The 17,236-nt window shown below is 69.6% G+C and carries 12 protein-coding genes and 2 pseudogenes; 6 read left to right on the forward strand and 8 right to left on the reverse strand.

The genetic code is table 11. From position 1 onward, the window contains the following. Nucleotide 1 precedes the first annotated feature (1 nt). From OSC30_RS05825 to OSC30_RS05835, 3 genes are all read left to right on the forward strand, one after another. Complete coding sequence (locus tag OSC30_RS05825; protein WP_267170903.1) at nt 2–718, forward strand: sensor histidine kinase; 717 nt, start codon at nt 2–4, stop codon at nt 716–718. Between the two features lie 393 nt (nt 719–1,111). Further along, complete coding sequence (locus OSC30_RS05830) at nt 1,112–1,417, forward strand: KGG domain-containing protein (RefSeq protein WP_267170904.1); 306 nt, start codon at nt 1,112–1,114, stop codon at nt 1,415–1,417. Between the two features lie 52 nt (nt 1,418–1,469). Then, complete coding sequence (locus OSC30_RS05835; RefSeq protein WP_267170905.1) at nt 1,470–2,120, forward strand: DUF4142 domain-containing protein; 651 nt, start codon at nt 1,470–1,472, stop codon at nt 2,118–2,120. A gap of 256 nt (nt 2,121–2,376) precedes the next feature. On the opposite strand, the gene OSC30_RS05840 is transcribed toward OSC30_RS05835, so the two are convergent. Then, complete coding sequence (locus OSC30_RS05840; RefSeq protein ID WP_267170906.1) at nt 2,377–3,261, reverse strand: alpha/beta hydrolase; 885 nt, start codon at nt 3,259–3,261, stop codon at nt 2,377–2,379. 124 nt (nt 3,262–3,385) lie between these two features. Here OSC30_RS05840 and OSC30_RS16920 point away from each other — a divergent pair. Beyond that, nucleotides 3,386–4,096: pseudogene (locus OSC30_RS16920) on the forward strand (DEAD/DEAH box helicase); the annotation flags it as partial. A gap of 132 nt (nt 4,097–4,228) precedes the next feature. Beyond that, nucleotides 4,229–8,080: pseudogene (locus OSC30_RS05845) on the forward strand (Lhr family helicase); the annotation flags it as partial. A 74-nt stretch (nt 8,081–8,154) separates the two neighbouring features. On the opposite strand, the gene OSC30_RS05850 reads toward OSC30_RS05845, so the two are convergent. From OSC30_RS05850 to zwf, 6 genes are all read right to left on the reverse strand, one after another. Further along, nucleotides 8,155–8,526, reverse strand: coding sequence for a nuclear transport factor 2 family protein (locus tag OSC30_RS05850; protein ID WP_267170908.1), 372 nt, complete (start codon nt 8,524–8,526; stop codon nt 8,155–8,157). A gap of 118 nt (nt 8,527–8,644) precedes the next feature. Beyond that, entirely contained in the window at nt 8,645–9,508 is an 864-nt protein-coding gene (locus OSC30_RS05855; protein ID WP_267170909.1) for an EamA family transporter, read from the reverse strand. Between the two features lie 75 nt (nt 9,509–9,583). Next, nucleotides 9,584–10,231, reverse strand: a complete 648-nt coding sequence (gene eda / locus OSC30_RS05860; protein ID WP_267170910.1) for a bifunctional 4-hydroxy-2-oxoglutarate aldolase/2-dehydro-3-deoxy-phosphogluconate aldolase — start codon at nt 10,229–10,231, stop codon at nt 9,584–9,586. Between the two features lie 103 nt (nt 10,232–10,334). Further along, nucleotides 10,335–12,152 carry a phosphogluconate dehydratase gene (gene edd, locus OSC30_RS05865; protein WP_267170911.1) on the reverse strand — a complete coding sequence of 606 codons (1,818 nt, stop codon included), beginning with the start codon at nt 12,150–12,152 and terminating at the stop codon, nt 10,335–10,337. A 61-nt stretch (nt 12,153–12,213) separates the two neighbouring features. Beyond that, a complete protein-coding gene (gene pgl, locus OSC30_RS05870; protein WP_267170912.1) occupies nt 12,214–12,927 on the reverse strand; it encodes a 6-phosphogluconolactonase in 714 nt (237 codons plus the stop codon). Between the two features lie 71 nt (nt 12,928–12,998). Continuing rightward, a complete protein-coding gene (gene zwf, locus OSC30_RS05875) occupies nt 12,999–14,465 on the reverse strand; it encodes a glucose-6-phosphate dehydrogenase (RefSeq protein ID WP_267170913.1) in 1,467 nt (488 codons plus the stop codon). Nucleotides 14,466–14,627: 162 nt separating this feature from the next. Here zwf and OSC30_RS05880 point away from each other — a divergent pair, with 162 nt between their 5' ends. After that, the gene (locus OSC30_RS05880) at nt 14,628–15,380 is read left to right on the forward strand and encodes a GntR family transcriptional regulator (protein WP_267170914.1); all 753 of its coding nucleotides are present in this window, start codon (nt 14,628–14,630) and stop codon (nt 15,378–15,380) included. A gap of 74 nt (nt 15,381–15,454) precedes the next feature. Here OSC30_RS05880 and OSC30_RS05885 read toward each other — a convergent pair whose 3' ends face one another. Then, nucleotides 15,455–17,080: a tetratricopeptide repeat-containing sulfotransferase family protein gene (locus tag OSC30_RS05885; protein ID WP_267170915.1), complete on the reverse strand. Its 1,626-nt coding sequence runs from the start codon at nt 17,078–17,080 to the stop codon at nt 15,455–15,457. Nucleotides 17,081–17,236 lie beyond the last annotated feature (156 nt).

A 17,236-nucleotide genomic window follows, 5' to 3' on the forward strand; every position in this document is an offset into this window, starting at 1 on the left:
CATGAATGCACGCCCGGCAAGCTCCGCCATCACCCCCATCCCCCTGCCGCTGCCGACCACCCTGCAAGCGCTCGACGCCTCCTCCGCGGATCAGGCGATCACCCGCCTGTTGCAGCACGTCGGCATGCAGTGGCACGCCGAGGTCTGCCTGCTGGTGGCGCCGCATCGCCCGAGCGGGCAGGGCCGCTATTGCTGGCAGCTGCCGCCGCCGCCAGCCACGCGCCGCGAGGCGCGCGCGCTGGCCGGGCAACTGGCCGCGCAATCACTGCGCACGGCGCGCACCGTGGAGCGCACCGATGCACATGAGCGCAGCGGCACCGCCCGCCTGCGCGCGATCGCCCTGCCCTGCCGGCGCCAACGCCGGCCTGCCGCCGCGCTGGGCCTGGCGCTGTACCGGCCGCGCACGCTCGACGCCGAGGAACGCGCGGCGCTGGCCCATGTCGGCGCCTGGCTGGCCGTGCTGCTGCAGCGCGAACGGCGCGAAGCCAACGAACAGGAACAGAGCGCCGACCCGGTGCCAGTGGTCGACGCGATCAACAACGCGCTCAACGTCATCCTGATGCGCACGGACCTGGCCGCGCTGATGCTCGAACGCGAGGAACACGCCAAGGTGCTCGCCGTGCTCAACCAGATCGGCCGCGGCTGCCTGCGCTGTGCCGAACTGGCCCGCGGCCTGCTCGCCGACCCGCCCCCGCCACCCCCGTCCGAAATCAACTGACGCTTCGCCGCGAGCGACCTGCCCGGCTCAAGGGCGGCTGACCCGCTAGGCCTTGGCGCGAATGTTCGCCTTCATGCTTTGCGACTGCGCTGCCTGCCTGCCCTCGCCCCGCCCGGCCATCCAAACGTCTACCCGCGCTGCACGCTGCCGTCACCGCCCCTAGCTGCCCGACTCGGCAAGTTTTCCAAGCGGCTTTGTAGTTTTGCCGCGACCGCTTCCGAGCAGGCACGACAGCGTTCAGCCTGTCGACGACGTTGCCGGCGTTACGGCGGCGTTCGCCGCACTTTCGTTACTGGCATGGATGTTGCGATCACCCGGCAGCCGCCGCGCAACGCGGCGTGCCGTCGGGCCCCCGCTGCTCGACGTCCCCGAACGCACAAAGAGAGCACCGACATGTCCAGCAAGAACCCAGGCAGCGGCACCAGCAAGCGCGGCTTCGCCAGCATGGACGAGGAACGCCAGCGCGAGATCGCCAGCGAAGGTGGCCGTGCGGCGCATGCCAGCGGCCACGCCCATCAGTTCACGTCCGAGGAGGCGCGCCGCGCCGGCCAGAAAGGTGGCGAGGCGGTGAGTTCCAACCGCGAACACATGGCAGCGATCGGCCGCAAGGGCGGCGAAGCCAGCCATGGCCGCCGCGGCGGCGAGGGCGTGCAGGCCCGGTCCGGCCGGGAGGGCCAGAAGAACGAGGAAGGCGATTGACCGGGCCCCGCGCAAGCGGCGGCCCCGCAAACCCCCCACATAGGAGAACGACATGACCGCACGACGCATCACGCTGATGCTCGGTACATTGCTGCTGGCCGGCTTGGCCTGCACGGCTTTCGCGCAGGGCAACGCCAGCCCGGACCGCAGCGACAGCATGAGCAGAAGCATGAGCGGCAACGGCAACCATGACGCGATGTTCATGCGCCACGCCGCCGCCGATTCGATAGCCGAGATCCGGATGGGCAAGATCGCGCTGGACAAATCGTCCTCGACGCAGGTCAAGCAACTGGCCCAGCGCATCATCGCCGACCACACCAACGCCAACAACCAGTTGATGAGCATCGCCGCGCGCAAGCAGGTCACCCTGCCGACCGAGCCGATGCCGATGGCCAGGCAGGAGGCCGACCGCCTGCAGGCGCTCAGCGGGACCGCCTTCGACCAGGCCTATGCCGACACCATGGTCAAGGATCATCGCAAGGCCATCAAGATGTTCGGCATGCAAAGCCAGAACGCCAGCGACAGCGACCTCAAGCAGTTCGCCAGCACCACGCTGCCGGCGCTGAAGACCCATCTTCAGATGGCCGAGCAGATCGCCGGCAACCCGGACCGCGGACACGATGCCATGAGCCACCCCGATGGCACGCCGATGGACAACAGCGGCTCGATGGGCATGCCCGCTTCCGGCAGCAGTTCGCGTTGATGCCGTGAACGCCACCGCCCACCAGCGCTGCGCCCACCCGGCCTGTCACTGCAGCGTGCCGGTCGGTGACACCTACTGCTCCGACCACTGCCGCCAGGTCGTCGACGAGCCGGCCAAGGGCCCCTGCGGTTGTGGCCACACGCCCTGCGAATCGAACGATCCGCGCGTCGGCCCCGACGTCCCACCGTAGGGTGGGCTTCAGCCCACCGTCGCGATCCGACGGCGGTGGACCGAAGCGGGGATCCGTCACGCCTGTCTAGGAATGCGGCACGGGCACGCCCCGCATGGCGCCCAGGTTTACCTCCAGCCACTGCGCCAGCTGGGCCAGCACCTCGCTGCGTGCCGGCTCCGCCTCGTTGAACAGCTCATGGCACAGCGTGTCGAATACGCGCATGGTCAGCTTCCCGCCAGCCTGGGCGGCCGCGGCGAAGGCGCAGCTGCCGCGGGCGTCGACCAGCCGGTCGGCGCCGGCCACCAGCAATAGCGTGGGTACGGACAGTTCCGCGGCCCGCGCGATGCAATGCCGTCCACCGTCGAAGATGAACCGCGCCAGCCGCGGCGTGATCCAGCCCGAGCGCAGCGGATCCTTGCGGTAGGCCGCCACCACCGCGGCATCGTGCGAAAGCGCCTCGAACGGCAGTCCACTGCGCAGCGGCAGGTTCGGCAGCAGGCGCGCCAGCCGCGTGGCCAGGGCCTGTTCCCAGCGCGGCTCCCAGGTGCGCAGCGCCGGCGAGGAGAGCACCAGCGCGCGCGGCGCCACGTAGCCGTCCAGCACCGCGCGCAGCGCGACCAGCCCGCCCATGCTGTGGCCCAGCAGCAGCGGTGGCGTCGCCAGCGTTGCTGCGAAGCGCCGGTGCACCTCGGCCAGGCCATCGAGCAGTTCGAGCGGCCGCGAAAGCGCGCCGCGCCGGCCTGGCGAGCGGCCATGGCCGCGCTGGTCGTAGCTGCGCACGGTATAGCCGCGCGCATTGAACCAGGCCGCCAGCCGCCCATAGCGCCCGGCGTGTTCGCCCAGGCCGTGCACGATCAGCACGCCAGCACGCGCATCCGGCAGCGGCCAGTCATGCAGGCACAGCCGCCGGCTGTCGGCCAGGGTCAGCCAGTCGAGCTTGCCCCCGCTTGCCTGTCGTACAGCTTCCACGCGCCTGCCTTTGCGTTCCCGAACCCGTACCGTAGCCCGATCGCGACAAGCTGAACAGGCACTCGAAGCAAAGCCGCCGCGCCCCTATATCATCGGTTCCGCCCGCATCCGCTCTCAAGCCGCCGTGCCGCTCGAACACTTCCATCCCGCCGTCGCGCGCTGGTTCCAGCGCAGTTTTCCGGCGCCGACCGCGGCGCAGGCCGGCGCGTGGCCGAACATCCATGCCGGCCGCCACACGCTGGTGGCCGCGCCGACCGGCTCGGGCAAGACGCTGACCGCCTTCCTGGCGGCCATCGATGCGCTCGTGCGCGAGGGCGTTGCCCACGGCGGCGCGCTGCCGGACCAGACGCGGGTGGTCTACGTGTCGCCGCTGAAGGCGCTGTCCAACGACATCCACATCAATCTTGAAGCGCCGCTGGAGGGCATCCGCGCGGAACTGGAGCGCGAAGGCCTGCCCGACGTGGCGATCCGCACCGCCGTGCGCACCGGCGACACGCCGCAGGCCGCGCGCGCGCTGATGCGCAAGGTCAGCCCGCACATCCTGGTGACCACGCCCGAATCGCTGTACGTGCTGCTGGGGTCGGCCTCGGGACGCGCAATGCTGGAAAGCACGCGCACGGTGATCGTGGACGAGATCCACGCACTGGCCAATTCCAAGCGCGGCACGCACCTGGCTTTGTCGCTGGAACGGCTGGAATCGCTGTGCCAGCGGCCGCTGCAGCGGATCGGCTTATCGGCGACGCAGAAGCCGATCGATGAGGTGGCGCGGTTCCTGGTCGGTGCGCGCCCGCCTTTATCAGAGCTTTCGCAGCGCGAAGCGCCGCCTTCGCCTCCTCGCCCCTCCGGGGAGATGATTGAGGTGAGGGGCCAATCTTGCGGGGATCTCTTGCCGCGAATCCCCGCGAGCCCCGACCCCTCATCCGACCCTTCGGGCTACCTTCTCCCCGGATCGGAGAAGGAATGGTTGCGCTGCGCGATTGTTGACGTGGGCCACACCCGCCAGCGCGACCTCGCCATCGAAGTGCCGCCCGTCCCGCTCGAAGCGGTGATGTCCAACGACGCCTGGGACACCGTCTACGACCGCCTCGCCCAGCTCGCCCGCGAACACCGCACCACGCTGGTATTCGTCAACACCCGTCGCATGGCCGAACGCGCCGCGCGGCACCTGGCCGAGCGGCTGGGCAAGGAAGCGGTCGCCGCGCACCACGGCAGCCTGGCCAAGGAACTGCGTCTCGACGCCGAACAGCGCCTCAAGCGCGGCGACCTGAAACTGCTGGTCGCCACCGCCTCGCTGGAACTGGGCATCGACATCGGCGACGTCGACCTGGTCTGCCAGCTCGCCTCGCCACGCTCGATCGCGGCCTTCCTGCAGCGAGCCGGCCGCTCCGGCCACGCGGTCAGCGGCACGCCCAAGGCGCGCCTGTTTCCGACCAGCCGCGATGACCTGCTCGAATGCGCCGCACTGCTGGACTGCGTGCGCCGCGGCGAGCTCGATGCGCTGGTGCAACCGGTGCAACCGCTGGACGTGCTGGCCCAGCAGCTCGTGGCGGAAATCGCCTGCCAGGAATGGGACGAAGACGCGCTGTACGCGCTGGTGCGCGGCGCCCATCCCTACCGTGAACTGCCGCGCGAGCAGTTCGACGCCATCGTGCGCATGCTCGCCGAGGGCTTCAGCACCCGCCGCGGCCCTCGCGCGGCCTACATCCACCGCGACGCGGTGCACCGGCAATTGCGGGCGCGGCGCAATGCGCGGCTGACCGCGGTCACTTCCGGCGGCACCATTCCCGACACCGCCGATTACCTGGTGGTGCTGGAACCGCAATCGACCATCGTCGGCTCGGTCAACGAGGATTTCGCGGTCGAGAGCCTGGCCGGCGACGTGTTTCAGCTGGGCAACACCAGCTACCGCATCCAGCGTGTGGAACGGGACCGGCTGCGTGTGGAGGACGCGCACGGCGCGCCGCCGAGCATTCCGTTCTGGCTGGGCGAGGCGCCCGGGCGCAGCGACGAGCTGTCCTCCGGCGTGGCGCGGCTGCGCGAGGAGGTGGCCAACCTGCTCGATGCCGGCGGGCTGCCCGCGGTGATGGAGTGGCTGCGTACCACGCTGGCGATGAACGAGGCGGCCGCGCAACAGCTCGCCGACTACCTGCACCGCGCCAAGGCCGCGCTCGGCGTGCTGCCGACCCAGCACACGATCGTGTTCGAGCGCTTCTTCGACGAAGCCGGCGGCACCCAACTGGTGATCCACACGCCGTTCGGCAGCCGCATCAACCGCGCCTGGGGTTTGGCGTTGCGCAAGCGCTTCTGCCGCCAGTTCAACTTCGAACTGCAGGCGGCGGCGACCGAAGATGCCATCGTGCTGTCGCTCTCGACCAGCCACAGCTTTCCGCTGGAGGAAGTGTCCCGCTACCTGCATTCGAATTCCGCCGAGCACGTGCTGGTGCAGGCGCTGCTGGACGCGCCGCTGTTTCCCGCACGCTGGCGCTGGAACGCAGTGACCGCGCTGGCGCTGCCGCGCTACACCGGCGGCAAGAAGACGCCGCCGCAGATCCAGCGGATGAAGAGCGAGGACCTGCTCGCCACCGTGTTCCCCGATCAGGTCGCCTGCCTGGAGAACATCGTCGGCGAGCGCGAGATTCCCGACCACCCACTGGTCAACCAGACCCTGCACGACTGCCTGCGCGAAGCGATGGATGTCGACGGTCTGCTGCGCATCCTGCGCGGTTTCGAGACGGGCGCGATCACGGTGGTCGCGCGCGACCTCACCGGCCCCAGTCCGCTCGCCTCGGAAGTGCTCACCGCCGCGCCCTACGCCTACCTCGACGATGCGCCACTGGAAGAGCGCCGTACCCAGGCGGTGCAGAACCGGCGCTGGAATGCCGAGGACGCCGACGACCTGGGCCGGCTCGACCCGGAGGCGATCGCCGCCGTGCGCGAGGAGGCCTGGCCGCAGGTGCGCAGCGGCGACGAGATGCACGAGGCGCTGACGTTGCTGGGCTTTGTCACGGACAGCGAGGTACGCGACAACACCGGCTGGCAGGAACGTCTGGAGGCGCTCGCCAGGCACCACCGCGCGACGCGCCTGGTGCTTGCTCCCTCTCCCCCGGCTTCCATCAAAGATGGGGGACAGGGCTGGGGTGAGGGGCCGCGCTTGCCGGGAACCACCCAAGAGCAAACTGCAAGCGGAAGGGCCGGGGATGTGTGGGTCGCGGCCGAAGTGTTGCCGCTGTGGCATGCCGTGCATGCGAACGCCACGGCACACCCGCCCATCGGCGTCCCACCCGACTACGCGGCCCAATGCTGGAGCCGCGACGACGCCTTGCTCGAACTGGTCCGCCGCCGCCTTGGCGGCCTCGGCCCCGTCAGCGTCGATACGCTCGCCGCCTCGCTCGCCGTCGCAGCGGACGATATCGATCCGGTGTTGCTGCGGCTGCAGTCCGAAGGCTACGTCATGCAGGGCCGCTTCACCCCGGACGCGCCCGCCATCGAATGGTGCGAACGCCACCTGCTCGCGCGCATCCATCGCTACACCATCGGCCGCCTGCGCCGCGAGATCGAACCGGTCAGCCGCCGCGACCTGCTCCGCTTCTTCGCCGACTGGCAGCACCTGTCGCCCGACACGCGGCTGGAGGGTCCCGATGGCCTGATCGCTGCGCTGCATCAGCTGGAGGGCTTCGAGGCCGCCGCAGGTGCGTGGGAATCCGAAGTGCTGCCCGCGCGCGTGGGCGATTACACCAGCCGCTGGCTGGACGAGCTGTGCCGCGCCGGCCGCTTCGGCTGGAACCGCCTGCGCGCCGGCGGCGGCAGCGCGGGACCCGTTCGCGCCACGCCGATCGTGTTGCTGCCGCGCCGGCAGATGGCCGTCTGGACGTCCATGGCGTCGGACGGACAGGCGCAGGAGGCCCTGCTCTCCTCGCGCGCGCAGGCCGTGGCCGATGCGCTGGCCGCGCACGGCGCTCTGTTCTTCGACGAGCTGCTCGATGCCACGCGCCTGCTGCGTACCGAACTGGAGAACGCGCTGGGCGAACTCGTCGCCGCCGGGCGCGTCAGCGCGGACAGTTTCGCCGGCCTGCGCGCGCTGCTGCTGCCCGCGGCCAAGCGCGATTCTCGACCGCACCGGCGTGCGCGGCGCCATGCTCTGAGCGAGATCGAGGATGCCGGGCGATGGTCGCTGGCGCGCCCTGTCCTTCTCCCCGCCGGGGGGAAGGTGGCCCCGAAGGGGTCGGATGAGGGGTCGGTGCTTGCGGGGAATCAACCTAGCGCTGGCTCTGGGTTGGGCCAAGGCAAGAGCGACCCCTCACCCCAACCCTCTCCCCGGAGGGGAGAGGGAGCAGAAGATGCGGAGCACATCGCACGCGTGCTGCTTCGCCGCTATGGCGTGGTGTTCTGGAAGCTGCTCGAGCGCGAGGCCCCGTGGCTGCCCTCCTGGCGCGAGCTGCTGCGCGTGTACCACCGGCTGGAGGCTCGCGGCGAGATCCGCGGCGGACGCTTCGTGGAAGGACTGGTCGGCGAGCAATTTGCCTTGCCCGAGGCGATCGGCGCCTTGCGCGCGGTGCGCCAGCGACCGCCTTCACAGCAGCTGGTGTGCGTGAGCGGTAGCGACCCGCTCAACCTGGTCGGCACGGTGCTGACCGGCGACAAGCTGCCCGCGCTTGCCGGCACCCGCGTGCTGTACGAAGACGGCGTGCCGGTGGCGGCGCTGGTGGCGAACAAGCCGCAATTCCTGCAGGACGCCGACGGCGCCACCCAGCAACGCTGGCGCAACGCGCTGCTGCGCCGAGCCGGCAGCGAGGCGCATGGGATCGGCCTGGCGGTGTGAGGAAGGTGGGCTGAGGCCCAACCTACAAGTCACGGCGGCGCGTAGGGTGGGCTTCAGCCCACTACCCATCCGCCTCAGGTGCTGATATCGGCGATGTGGATCAGCAGCCCGTCATGCACACGGAACTCGCTGCGCCCGTCCAGCGCGATCGCCTGGCCGGCGCGCGCGCCGTTGGGCAGGTCCAGCGCGAACACGCCCTCGAAAGCGATCGCCACCTCGGCCACGCCGTCGCGTTCGGCATACGCCGTCACCGTCTGCCGTCGCCGCGCGAACAGCGGCAGCGTGCTCTGCGCCAACCGGCGGAACTCCTCGATGCCATGCGTACTGACCGTGGTGACGCCCGCGGTGATGTTCTCGAAAGTGACCTGCGGATGCAGCGTCGCCAGCATGCCTTGCACGTCCAGGCGGTTGTAGGCGTCGATATAGCGTTCGATCAAATGGCGCATGGGACTTGGTCTGCATCGAGGGCGCCGGGAGCATAGCGCGACCGCGGTGATGGCAGGCTCGCGCAAGGGCGGCAGGGCGTCGCCGGCCCGTGCGGTCCTGCGAAAAGCGGCATGATGCTCAGCCGCGCGCGAGCAGGGCGATCGCCAGCACGGCCAGCGCCAGGGCCACCAGGTTGAGCCGCGACAGCCGCTCGCGGAACACCAGCAGGCCCGCCAGCGCGCCGAGCGCCACCACGCCCAGGTTCATGCCGGCGAACACCAGCGCGGGACGCCCGGGCAAAGCCTGGTGCGCGCGCAGGTAGAACAGGATGTTGCCGAAGTTGAGCAGGCCCAGCAGCAGGCCGGCCGCCAGGCTGCGTCCGCCCAGGCGCACCTGGCCGCTTGCCAGCCGCCAGCCCTGCAGCACCAGCGACACCAGCAGCGCCATCACGAACATCGCCAGCAAGGCCGCGCCCAGCGGTACGCCGGCCTGGGCGACGCGCTTGAACAGCACGTCGATCACGCCAAAGCCGACGAACACCAGTAGCGGATAGACCCACCGGCCCGCGCCGTGCAATCGTTCGCCCGCATGGTGCGAGGATCGCCACACCAGGCCCAGCAATGCCGCGAAGCCGGCGGCGATGCCCCAGACCTTGGTGACGCTCAGCGGTTCGCCGAACAGGACGAATGCCGCCAGCAGCGAGATCAGCAGCGACAGCCGCTGGGCCACCTCGGAACGCACGATGCCGGCGTGGCGTACCGAACCGGCCAGCGCCAGGAAAATGGTCGGCAGCAGCAACCCCAGGCCGAGCAGCGCCGGCCACGCCGCAGTGGCTTGCCGCAACGCGGCGGGTGCCGGCGCGAACACCAGCGCGCTCGCGGCAGCGGCGATCACGTAGTTCCAGGCGATCGCCTGGCCCACGTCGACGTCGAGCCGGCGGGCCAGCTTGAGCAGCACCGAGACCAGCACGCTGCATAGCGCGGCGGCCAGGAGGAAGGGCATGGTCGTGATCCAGGGCAAAGCGCAAAGGATAGCGGCACGCGCAAGGCTGGCCGCGCCCGCCCGGGAACGGCGCCCTCAGGTGCGGGGCAAGGATGCCGCGGCTCGCGCCAGTTGCTCGATCCCGGCCCAGTCGCCCGCGGCGAGCTTGTCCGCCGGTGTGAGCCACGAGCCGCCCACGCACAGCACGTTGGGCAGGGCGAGGAACTCGCCGGCGCTGGCGGCGCTGATGCCGCCGGTGGGGCAGAAGCGCAGTTGTGGCAGCGGGCCGCTCCAGGCGGCGAGCAGCCTGGCTCCGCCGGCGGGCACGGCCGGAAAGAATTTCAGGTGGCGATAGCCGCGCTCGAGCAATGCCATTGCTTCGCTGGCGGTGGCCGCACCGGGAAGCAACGGCAACGCGATGTCCTCGGCCGCGTCGAGCAATCGCGCGGTCGCGCCCGGCGATACCGCGAAGCGCGCACCGGCTTCGTGCGCCGCGCGCAGGTCAGCTTCGCAAAGCACTGTCCCCACGCCGACCACCGCGCCCTCGACCTCGGCGGCAATCGCACGTACCGCCTCCAGCGCCACGGCGGTGCGCAGGGTGACCTCGATCGCGGGCACGCCGCCGGCGACCAGCGCGCGCGCCATCGGCACCGCGGCGTGCGCGTCCTCGATCACCACCACCGGAATTACCGGCGCCAGGCGCAGGATGCCGGCAAGTTCGTTCTGGCGGGCGTCCGACGTCATGCAATCTCCCATGTCGCGTCTGTTTTTTGTAGGAGCCCACTTGTGGGCGATGCTCTTGTCCCGGTGCATCGCCCACAACGGGCTCCGCACGATAACCGGTGGTTTACAGCACGCCGGCGCCAAGATCGGCGTTCATGGCGTTGCTGCGAAACAGTGCGAACAGATCGCGGCCGGTACCGTCCTGATGGGCCGCCTGGTTGCCGGCGGCCGGCGCACGGGTGGCGAATTCGGTGGCGTCGACCAGGACGTCCAGACGTCCGTTCGCGGTATCCAGCCGGACCATGTCACCGTCGCGCACGCGCGCCAGCGGACCGCCGGAGACCGCCTCGGGCGTCACGTGGATCGCCGCCGGCACGCGTCCGGAGGCACCGGACATGCGTCCGTCGGTCACCAGCGCGATGCGGTGGCCGCGATCCTGCAGCAGGGCGAGCGTGGGCGTCAGCTTGTGCAGTTCCGGCATGCCGATCGCCTGCGGGCCCTGGAAGCGCACCACCGCGACGAAGTCGCGATCCAGTTCGCCGCGATCGAACGCCTCGCGCACCGCGTCCTGATCGTCGAAGACGATCGCCGGCGCCTCCACGACCTGCCGATCCTCCGGCACCGCCGACACCTTGATCACGGCCCGCCCCAGGTTGCCGTCGAGCAGGCGCAGGCCACCGTCGGGACGGAACGGTTCGCCGGCGCGGCGCAGCACGCCGCGGTTGCCGCTTTCCTTCGTTACCGGCGACCAGCCGAGCCTGCCCGCCACATCGAGCTCGGGTATCTGCGTGTAGAGGGCCAATCCCTTCCCGGCCACCGTCTGCACATCGGCGTGCAGCAGGCCGGCGTCCAGCAGCTGATCGATCAGGAAGGCCATGCCGCCGGCATGGTGGAACTGGTTCACGTCGGCATAGCCGTTGGGATAAACCCGTGCCAGCAGCGGCACCACCGACGAGAGCGCGTCGAAATCGTCCCAGCTGAGCACGATGCCGGCGGCGCGGGCCATGGCCACCAGGTGCATCAGGTGGTTGGTCGAACCGCCGGTGGCGTGCAGGCCGACCACGCCGTTGACCACCGCGCGCTCGTCGACCACATGGCCCAGCGGCACGCACGCGGCCGGCGCGGCGTTGGCGATGACCGTCTGGACCGCCGCGCGGGTGAGCGCATCGCGCAGCGGCGTGTCCGGCGCCACGAAGCTCGCGCCCGGCAGTTGCAGGCCCATGATCTCCATCAGCATCTGGTTGGAGTTGGCGGTGCCGTAGAAGGTGCAGGTACCGGGGCTGTGGTACGAAGCGGCTTCCGCTTCGAGCAGTTCGGCGCGGCTGGCCTTGCCCTCGGCAAAGGCCTGGCGCACCTTGGATTTCTGTTCGTTGGGGATGCCGCTGGGCATCGGGCCGGAGGGCACGAAGGCGCCGGGCAGGTGGCCGAAGCTGAGCGCGCCGATCAGCAGGCCGGGCACGATCTTGTCGCAGATGCCCAGGTACAGCGCGCCGTCGAACATGTCGTGCGAGAGCGACACGGCGGTGGCCATGGCGATCACGTCGCGCGAGAACAGCGACAGCTCCATGCCGGCGCGGCCCTGGGTGATGCCGTCGCACATCGCCGGCACGCCGCCGGCGACCTGCGCGGTGGCACCGAGCTCGCGTGCGAGGTCGCGGATCAACGCCGGATAGCGCTCGTAAGGGCGGTGCGCCGAGAGCATGTCGTTGTAGGCGGTGACGATGCCCAGGTTGGCCGCGCGGCCCTCGCGCAACGCCGCCTTGTCCGGCGCGCTGCAGCCGGCGAAACCGTGCGCGAGGTTGCCGCAGGACAATTGCGCGCGGTGCGGACCATCGCCACCGACGGCCGCGTCGATGCGCGCCAGGTAGGCCGCGCGGCTTTGCCGGCTGCGCTCGATGATGCGCGCGGTGACTTCGGCGACGACGGGATGCAGCGAACTCATGGCAGGGAACTCCGGGGAAATGCCGGTCGACGCGAACGCAGCCCGGCGGTCGACAACGAATCTAGGGACACCAGTACACCGCCAGCGGCACCGGCGAGCGCTCCAGCACCGCGCGCACCGGGTAGTGCGCGGCGTCGCCCCCGCCCAGGCGGGCCTGGGCGAGCACATCGCGCTTGGCCTCGCCCTCGATGTGCAGGAACAGGTGGCGGGTCTCGAGCAGGGTGGACAGGGTCAGCGTGATGCGGGGTTCGCCGGCACCGGGCGCACGCATCGGCACCGCGCCGTTGGGCAAATTCAGGTCCAGGGCCGCCTCGAGCTGGTCGCCGCCGGGGAAGAACGAAGCGGTGTGGCCGTCCAGACCCATGCCCAACACCACCGCGTCGAACGGCAACGGCAACGCATGCACGCGCCGGCCAGCCTCGGGCTGCCCTTCCTCCGGTGTGGCATCGCCGGTGTACAGCGGCACGAAACGGGCGGCTGCCGCGGCGTTCTGCAGCAGGTGTTCGCGCACGAGCCGCGCATTGGAGCGTGGATCATCGCCGTCCACCCAGCGCTCGTCGACCAGGGTCACCTGCACCCTGGACCAGTCCAGCGTCGCCTGCGACAGCAGGTCGAAAAACTGCAGTGGCGTGCGGCCGCCGGAAACGGCCAGCAGCGCGAAATCGCGTTCGACGAGGCCGGCGCGCAGGCGATCGGCGACGCGCTCGGCCAGCGCCACGGCGAGCGCGCGGCCGTCGGTGAAGTTGTGGATGGATACGTTGAGCGAAGGGGTCATGGGCGCAGGGGGCAAAAAAAGGTCCGACTACTGTGGAAAGCGCAATGCCGGTACCGGGTGAAAACACCTGGTTATTCGCTGTCCTCGTTCCAGGTGCGGCCGTCGCGCTCGATCAACGCCACCGCCGCGCTCGGCCCCCAGCTGCCGGCCGCGTAGGGACGCGGCGGCTCGCCGGCGGCGCTCCAGGCGGCCAGGATCGGGTCGATCCAGCGCCAGGCGGCCTCGACCTCGTCGCGGCGCATGAACAGCGTGGGATTGCCGCGCACCACGTCCAGCAGCAGCCGCTCGTAGGCATCGGGCTGCTGCACGCCGAAGGCCTCCACGAAGCTCATGTCCAGCGGCACGTGGCGCAGGCGCAGGCCACCCGGGCCCGGGTGCTTGATGGTCAGCCACAGCTTGACGCCTTCGTCCGGCTGCAGCCTGAGCACCAGACGGTTGTGCGCCAGCGGGCCGGCGGAGGCATCGAAGATCGAATGCGGCACCGACTTGAACGCCACCACGATCTCGGACAACCGGTTGGCCAGCCGCTTGCCGGTGCGCAGGTAGAACGGCACGCCGGCCCAGCGCCAATTGGCGATCTCGGCCTTCAGCGCCACGAAGGTCTCGGTGCCGGACTGGCCGTCGTCCAGTTCGTCCAGGTAACCCGGCACGCGCTCACCGTCGATCGCGCCAGCCTTGTACTGGCCGCGCACGGTCAACTGCGCGACGTTGCGCATGTCGATCGCCTTGAGCGCATGCAGCACCTTGAGCTTCTCGTCACGCACGGCGTCCGGCGAGAGCGAGGCCGGTGGCTCCATCGCCACCATGCACAGCAGCTGCAGCATGTGGTTCTGCACCATGTCCCGCAGCGCGCCGGCGCGGTCGTAGTAGCCGGCGCGGCGGCCCAGGCCCAGTGTCTCGGCCACGGTGATCTGCACATGGTCGATGTGGCCGGCGTTCCACAGCGGCTCAAACAGGGCGTTGCCGAAGCGCAGCGCCAGCAGGTTCTGCACCGTCTCCTTGCCCAGGTAGTGATCGATGCGGAAGGTCTGCGCCTCGGAGAACACGCGCCCGACCGCCTCGATGATGCACATGGCGCTGGCCAGGTCGCGCCCGATCGGCTTCTCCAGCACCACGCGCGCATTGGGCCCGTTGAGGTCGTGCGTACCGAGCCGGTTGCAGATGTCGACGAACAGCTCCGGCGAGGTGGAGAGGTAGAACACGCGGATGTGGTCGGGCTGATCGTCGACCAGTGCCTTGAATGCGTCCCAGCCTTCGTCCTTGCGGGCATCCAGCGGCAGGTAGCGCAGCAGCGGCAGAAATGCGTCGATGTGCTCGGTCGTGCCGCCGCCGTCGGCGAGCACGTCGCGGGCCAGGTCGCGGTAGCCGGCATCGTCCAGGCCCTCGCGCGCCACGCCGATGATCCGGCTGGCCGCGGGCACCTGCCCGTCCACGAAACGATGGAACAGCGCCGGCAGCAGCTTGCGCAGGGCCAGGTCGCCGGTACCGCCGAAAATCACCAGGTCGAACGGGTCGACGGGCGGGGGGGAAGCCGTCACGGTTCACCTCGATTGCGTTTGGGACAGACGGAATGGACCATCCCGTCTCGGCGCCAAGGATGGTACCAGTGAAATACCAGATTACGCAGCCATGCGTCGATGGGATGCATACGTTTTCATAGCTGCTTGCTGCAAATGGTGTGAGATTGGTATTGTTTCGGCATGGAAACCGCGCTCGCCGCCGAATATCGCCGCCTCTGCGAAAGCTCCGAGACGCGCCAACCACTGGCCTACCTGCGGCTGCGCCGGGCGATCCGCACCGTGGTCGAGCATCGCGACATCGAACCGGGCCAGGCGCTGCCCAGCGAGCGCGACCTGTCGCAGGCGCTGGGCCTGTCGCGGGTCACCGTGCGCAAGGCCATCGCCGGGCTGGTCGAGGAAGGCCTGCTGACCCAGCGCCACGGCGCCGGCACCTTCGTGGCCGAACGCATCGTCAAGCCGATGTCGCGGCTGACCAGTTTCACCGAGGACCTGCGCGCGCGCGGGCTCAACCCGCGCTCGGAATTCTTCGAGCGCGGCATCGGCGAGGTGACCCCGGAAGAATCGATGGCGCTCAACCTTTCGCCGGGCGTGGCGGTGGTGCGCCTGCACCGCGTGCGCTACGCCGGCGACGAGCCGGTGGCGATCGAGCGCAGCGTGGTGCCGGCGAGCATTCTGCCCGACCCCCTGTTGGTGCACGATTCGCTCTACGAGGCGCTGGAGCAGCGAGACTGCCGTCCCTGCCGCGCGCTGCAGCGCCTGCGCGCGGTGTCCCTGAGCGCCCAGCACGCGCGCCTGCTGCACGTGGCCACCGGCAGTGCCGGCCTGAGCATCGAACGACGCAGCTTCCTGGACGACGGGCGCGTGGTGGAATTCACCAGCTCCTGGTACCGCGGCGACATCTACGATTTCGTGGCGGAGCTGCATACCGACTGAGGGCGCGCCGTACCAGGATCGGCCGGCAGGTGGCAGCACGGACGCGGATCGCCCTGCGGCAGCCGCGCGACCGATTACTTGCCTAGGCCCGCGATGGCGAGATGGCGATCGAGCGCCGCTTGCAGTTCCGTCAGGTGCTCGGCGTAGTTGCGCCATTGCCCTAGCGCGCGGGTGTGGATCGGCGCCCGCACCTGCACGCTGCTGGGCGTGAGAACCGGTGCAGCGTTGTGTTCGGGAGACAGGCAGCCTGTTTCGAAATCCAGCCCGCAATAGTCGAGCACCCGACGCAGCGTCGCTTCGGGCTCCTGCACCAAGGCAGCGTAGGAAACATCCAGCATGGGTTGCGGCAAGGTGGCGCGCCAATGGTCCGCCTGGCGGGCGTACTGGGCGTAGTAATGGGCCATCGCATCGATCTGGTAGCTGTAGGCCGAGATGCTGCCGAACATGGCCTTGAGGTTGGAAAAGCAGACATCCATCGGATCCCGCACCAGATGCAGGATGGGCGCGTGCGGCAACGCGCGCCGGATGAACGGGACCATCTGGATGTTGGAAGGCAGCTTGTCGATGTAGTGGGACCGCCCTTGCGCGCGCCACTGGGTCTGCTTGAGATAGCGTGCCCCCAAGGTCGCGAAGTCGATGTCCCGGCTACGCTCGATCGCCTTCAGCAGCCCTTGGGTGCCTGTCGGGGGAATTTCGGTCGCGCTGAGCAACTGGCGCCGGAAGTCGTTGATCTCGCCTGCGGACACCACGCGCGAGTGGCTGGAAAGCATGCGATCGAGCAACGTGGTGCCTGATCGCGGCAGGCCGACGATGAAGATGGGGGTGGGACCTTTGTGGGAAGGACCCATGCCCGGGTTTCCCCTCCCGTCGGGCGCCGACGCGCCGGTGAGTGCGGCAGTGAGTGCTGCCTCGCTGGGCGCGTCATAGGGGTTGAGCGCGTGCATCAACGCATTGCTGCGCGCCAGGGCCGACCATGCTTCCTCGTAGCGCCCGAGGTCGTCGAGTTCCTTGAACAAGGCGGACTCGAACTCGGCGCGGACCAGGTTGTCTGCCGGATGGCTGGTGCCCTGGGGGATCCGTTCCAGCTGCTGATGCAGGAAATCGAGGTCATGGGTTGCTGCAGTCTGCTTGCGCAGGTTCGCCAGCGCCATGGCGGCGCCCCCGAATAACGGCCAGCGGCGCAGGCAGGTCTCGAGCGCTTCCTGTGCGGCAGCCAGCTCGCCGCTGTACTGCAACAGCACGGCGTGCTGGAAATGGTCGTCCGGCGTATCGGCCCCTGCTGCGATCGCTCGCTCCATCAGGGATTTCGATTCTGCGACTTCGCCAAACATCTTCCGCAGGCCCGCTTGCGCCGAGAGCACATCGGCAGGCAAGCCGGGGATGGTGGCGAGCCGGTCCAGGCAGGTGCGCGCCGCCAGGGTTTCGCCACTGTTGTAGAGGGCGCGCACCAGCTCAAGGATCCGTCCGGCCTCATCGAGCGGCATCTTTGCGACTTGCAGCAACTGGCTCGTCGAAGCCCGCAACTGCCCCCGCCTGAACATCACGTCCGCCAGCTCCATTCGAGCGGACGCATCGTTCGGTTCAAGCTGCACGAGAGATTCCAGCGTCGCCTGCGCGGCGGCCAGCTGCTGCGTGTCGATGTAATGCCGGGCGCGGCGGCGCCGGCGGCATTCAGCCGTCGAAGAGTCTGGTGTGTTCATGAGTCATGTCATCCGGCGTGTTCATCCGGAAAGATCCTCCCGACCGGCAGAAGGATCATCCCCGCCATAAGCTTCGCGCACGCCTGGCGCACGCATCGCTGACCAGTCTGATCGAATATGGCCTGCACTTCCAGTTGGAAAGATGGGCCGGGCCGG

Source organism: Frateuria hangzhouensis, assembly GCF_026410505.1.
In the GTDB taxonomy this organism is placed as follows: domain Bacteria; phylum Pseudomonadota; class Gammaproteobacteria; order Xanthomonadales; family Rhodanobacteraceae; genus Frateuria_A; species Frateuria_A hangzhouensis.

Coding starts and splice junctions, on each gene's coding strand:
- OSC30_RS05825 (WP_267170903.1), top strand. CDS start 2: ATGAATGCACGCCCGGCAAGCTCCGCCATCACCCCCATCCCCCTGCCG.
- OSC30_RS05830 (WP_267170904.1), top strand. CDS start 1,112: ATGTCCAGCAAGAACCCAGGCAGCGGCACCAGCAAGCGCGGCTTCGCC.
- OSC30_RS05835 (WP_267170905.1), top strand. CDS start 1,470: ATGACCGCACGACGCATCACGCTGATGCTCGGTACATTGCTGCTGGCC.
- OSC30_RS05850 (WP_267170908.1), bottom strand. CDS start 8,526: ATGCGCCATTTGATCGAACGCTATATCGACGCCTACAACCGCCTGGAC.
- OSC30_RS05855 (WP_267170909.1), bottom strand. CDS start 9,508: ATGCCCTTCCTCCTGGCCGCCGCGCTATGCAGCGTGCTGGTCTCGGTG.
- eda (WP_267170910.1), bottom strand. CDS start 10,231: ATGACGTCGGACGCCCGCCAGAACGAACTTGCCGGCATCCTGCGCCTG.
- edd (WP_267170911.1), bottom strand. CDS start 12,152: ATGAGTTCGCTGCATCCCGTCGTCGCCGAAGTCACCGCGCGCATCATC.
- pgl (WP_267170912.1), bottom strand. CDS start 12,927: ATGACCCCTTCGCTCAACGTATCCATCCACAACTTCACCGACGGCCGC.
- OSC30_RS05880 (WP_267170914.1), top strand. CDS start 14,628: ATGGAAACCGCGCTCGCCGCCGAATATCGCCGCCTCTGCGAAAGCTCC.
- OSC30_RS05885 (WP_267170915.1), bottom strand. CDS start 17,080: ATGAACACACCAGACTCTTCGACGGCTGAATGCCGCCGGCGCCGCCGC.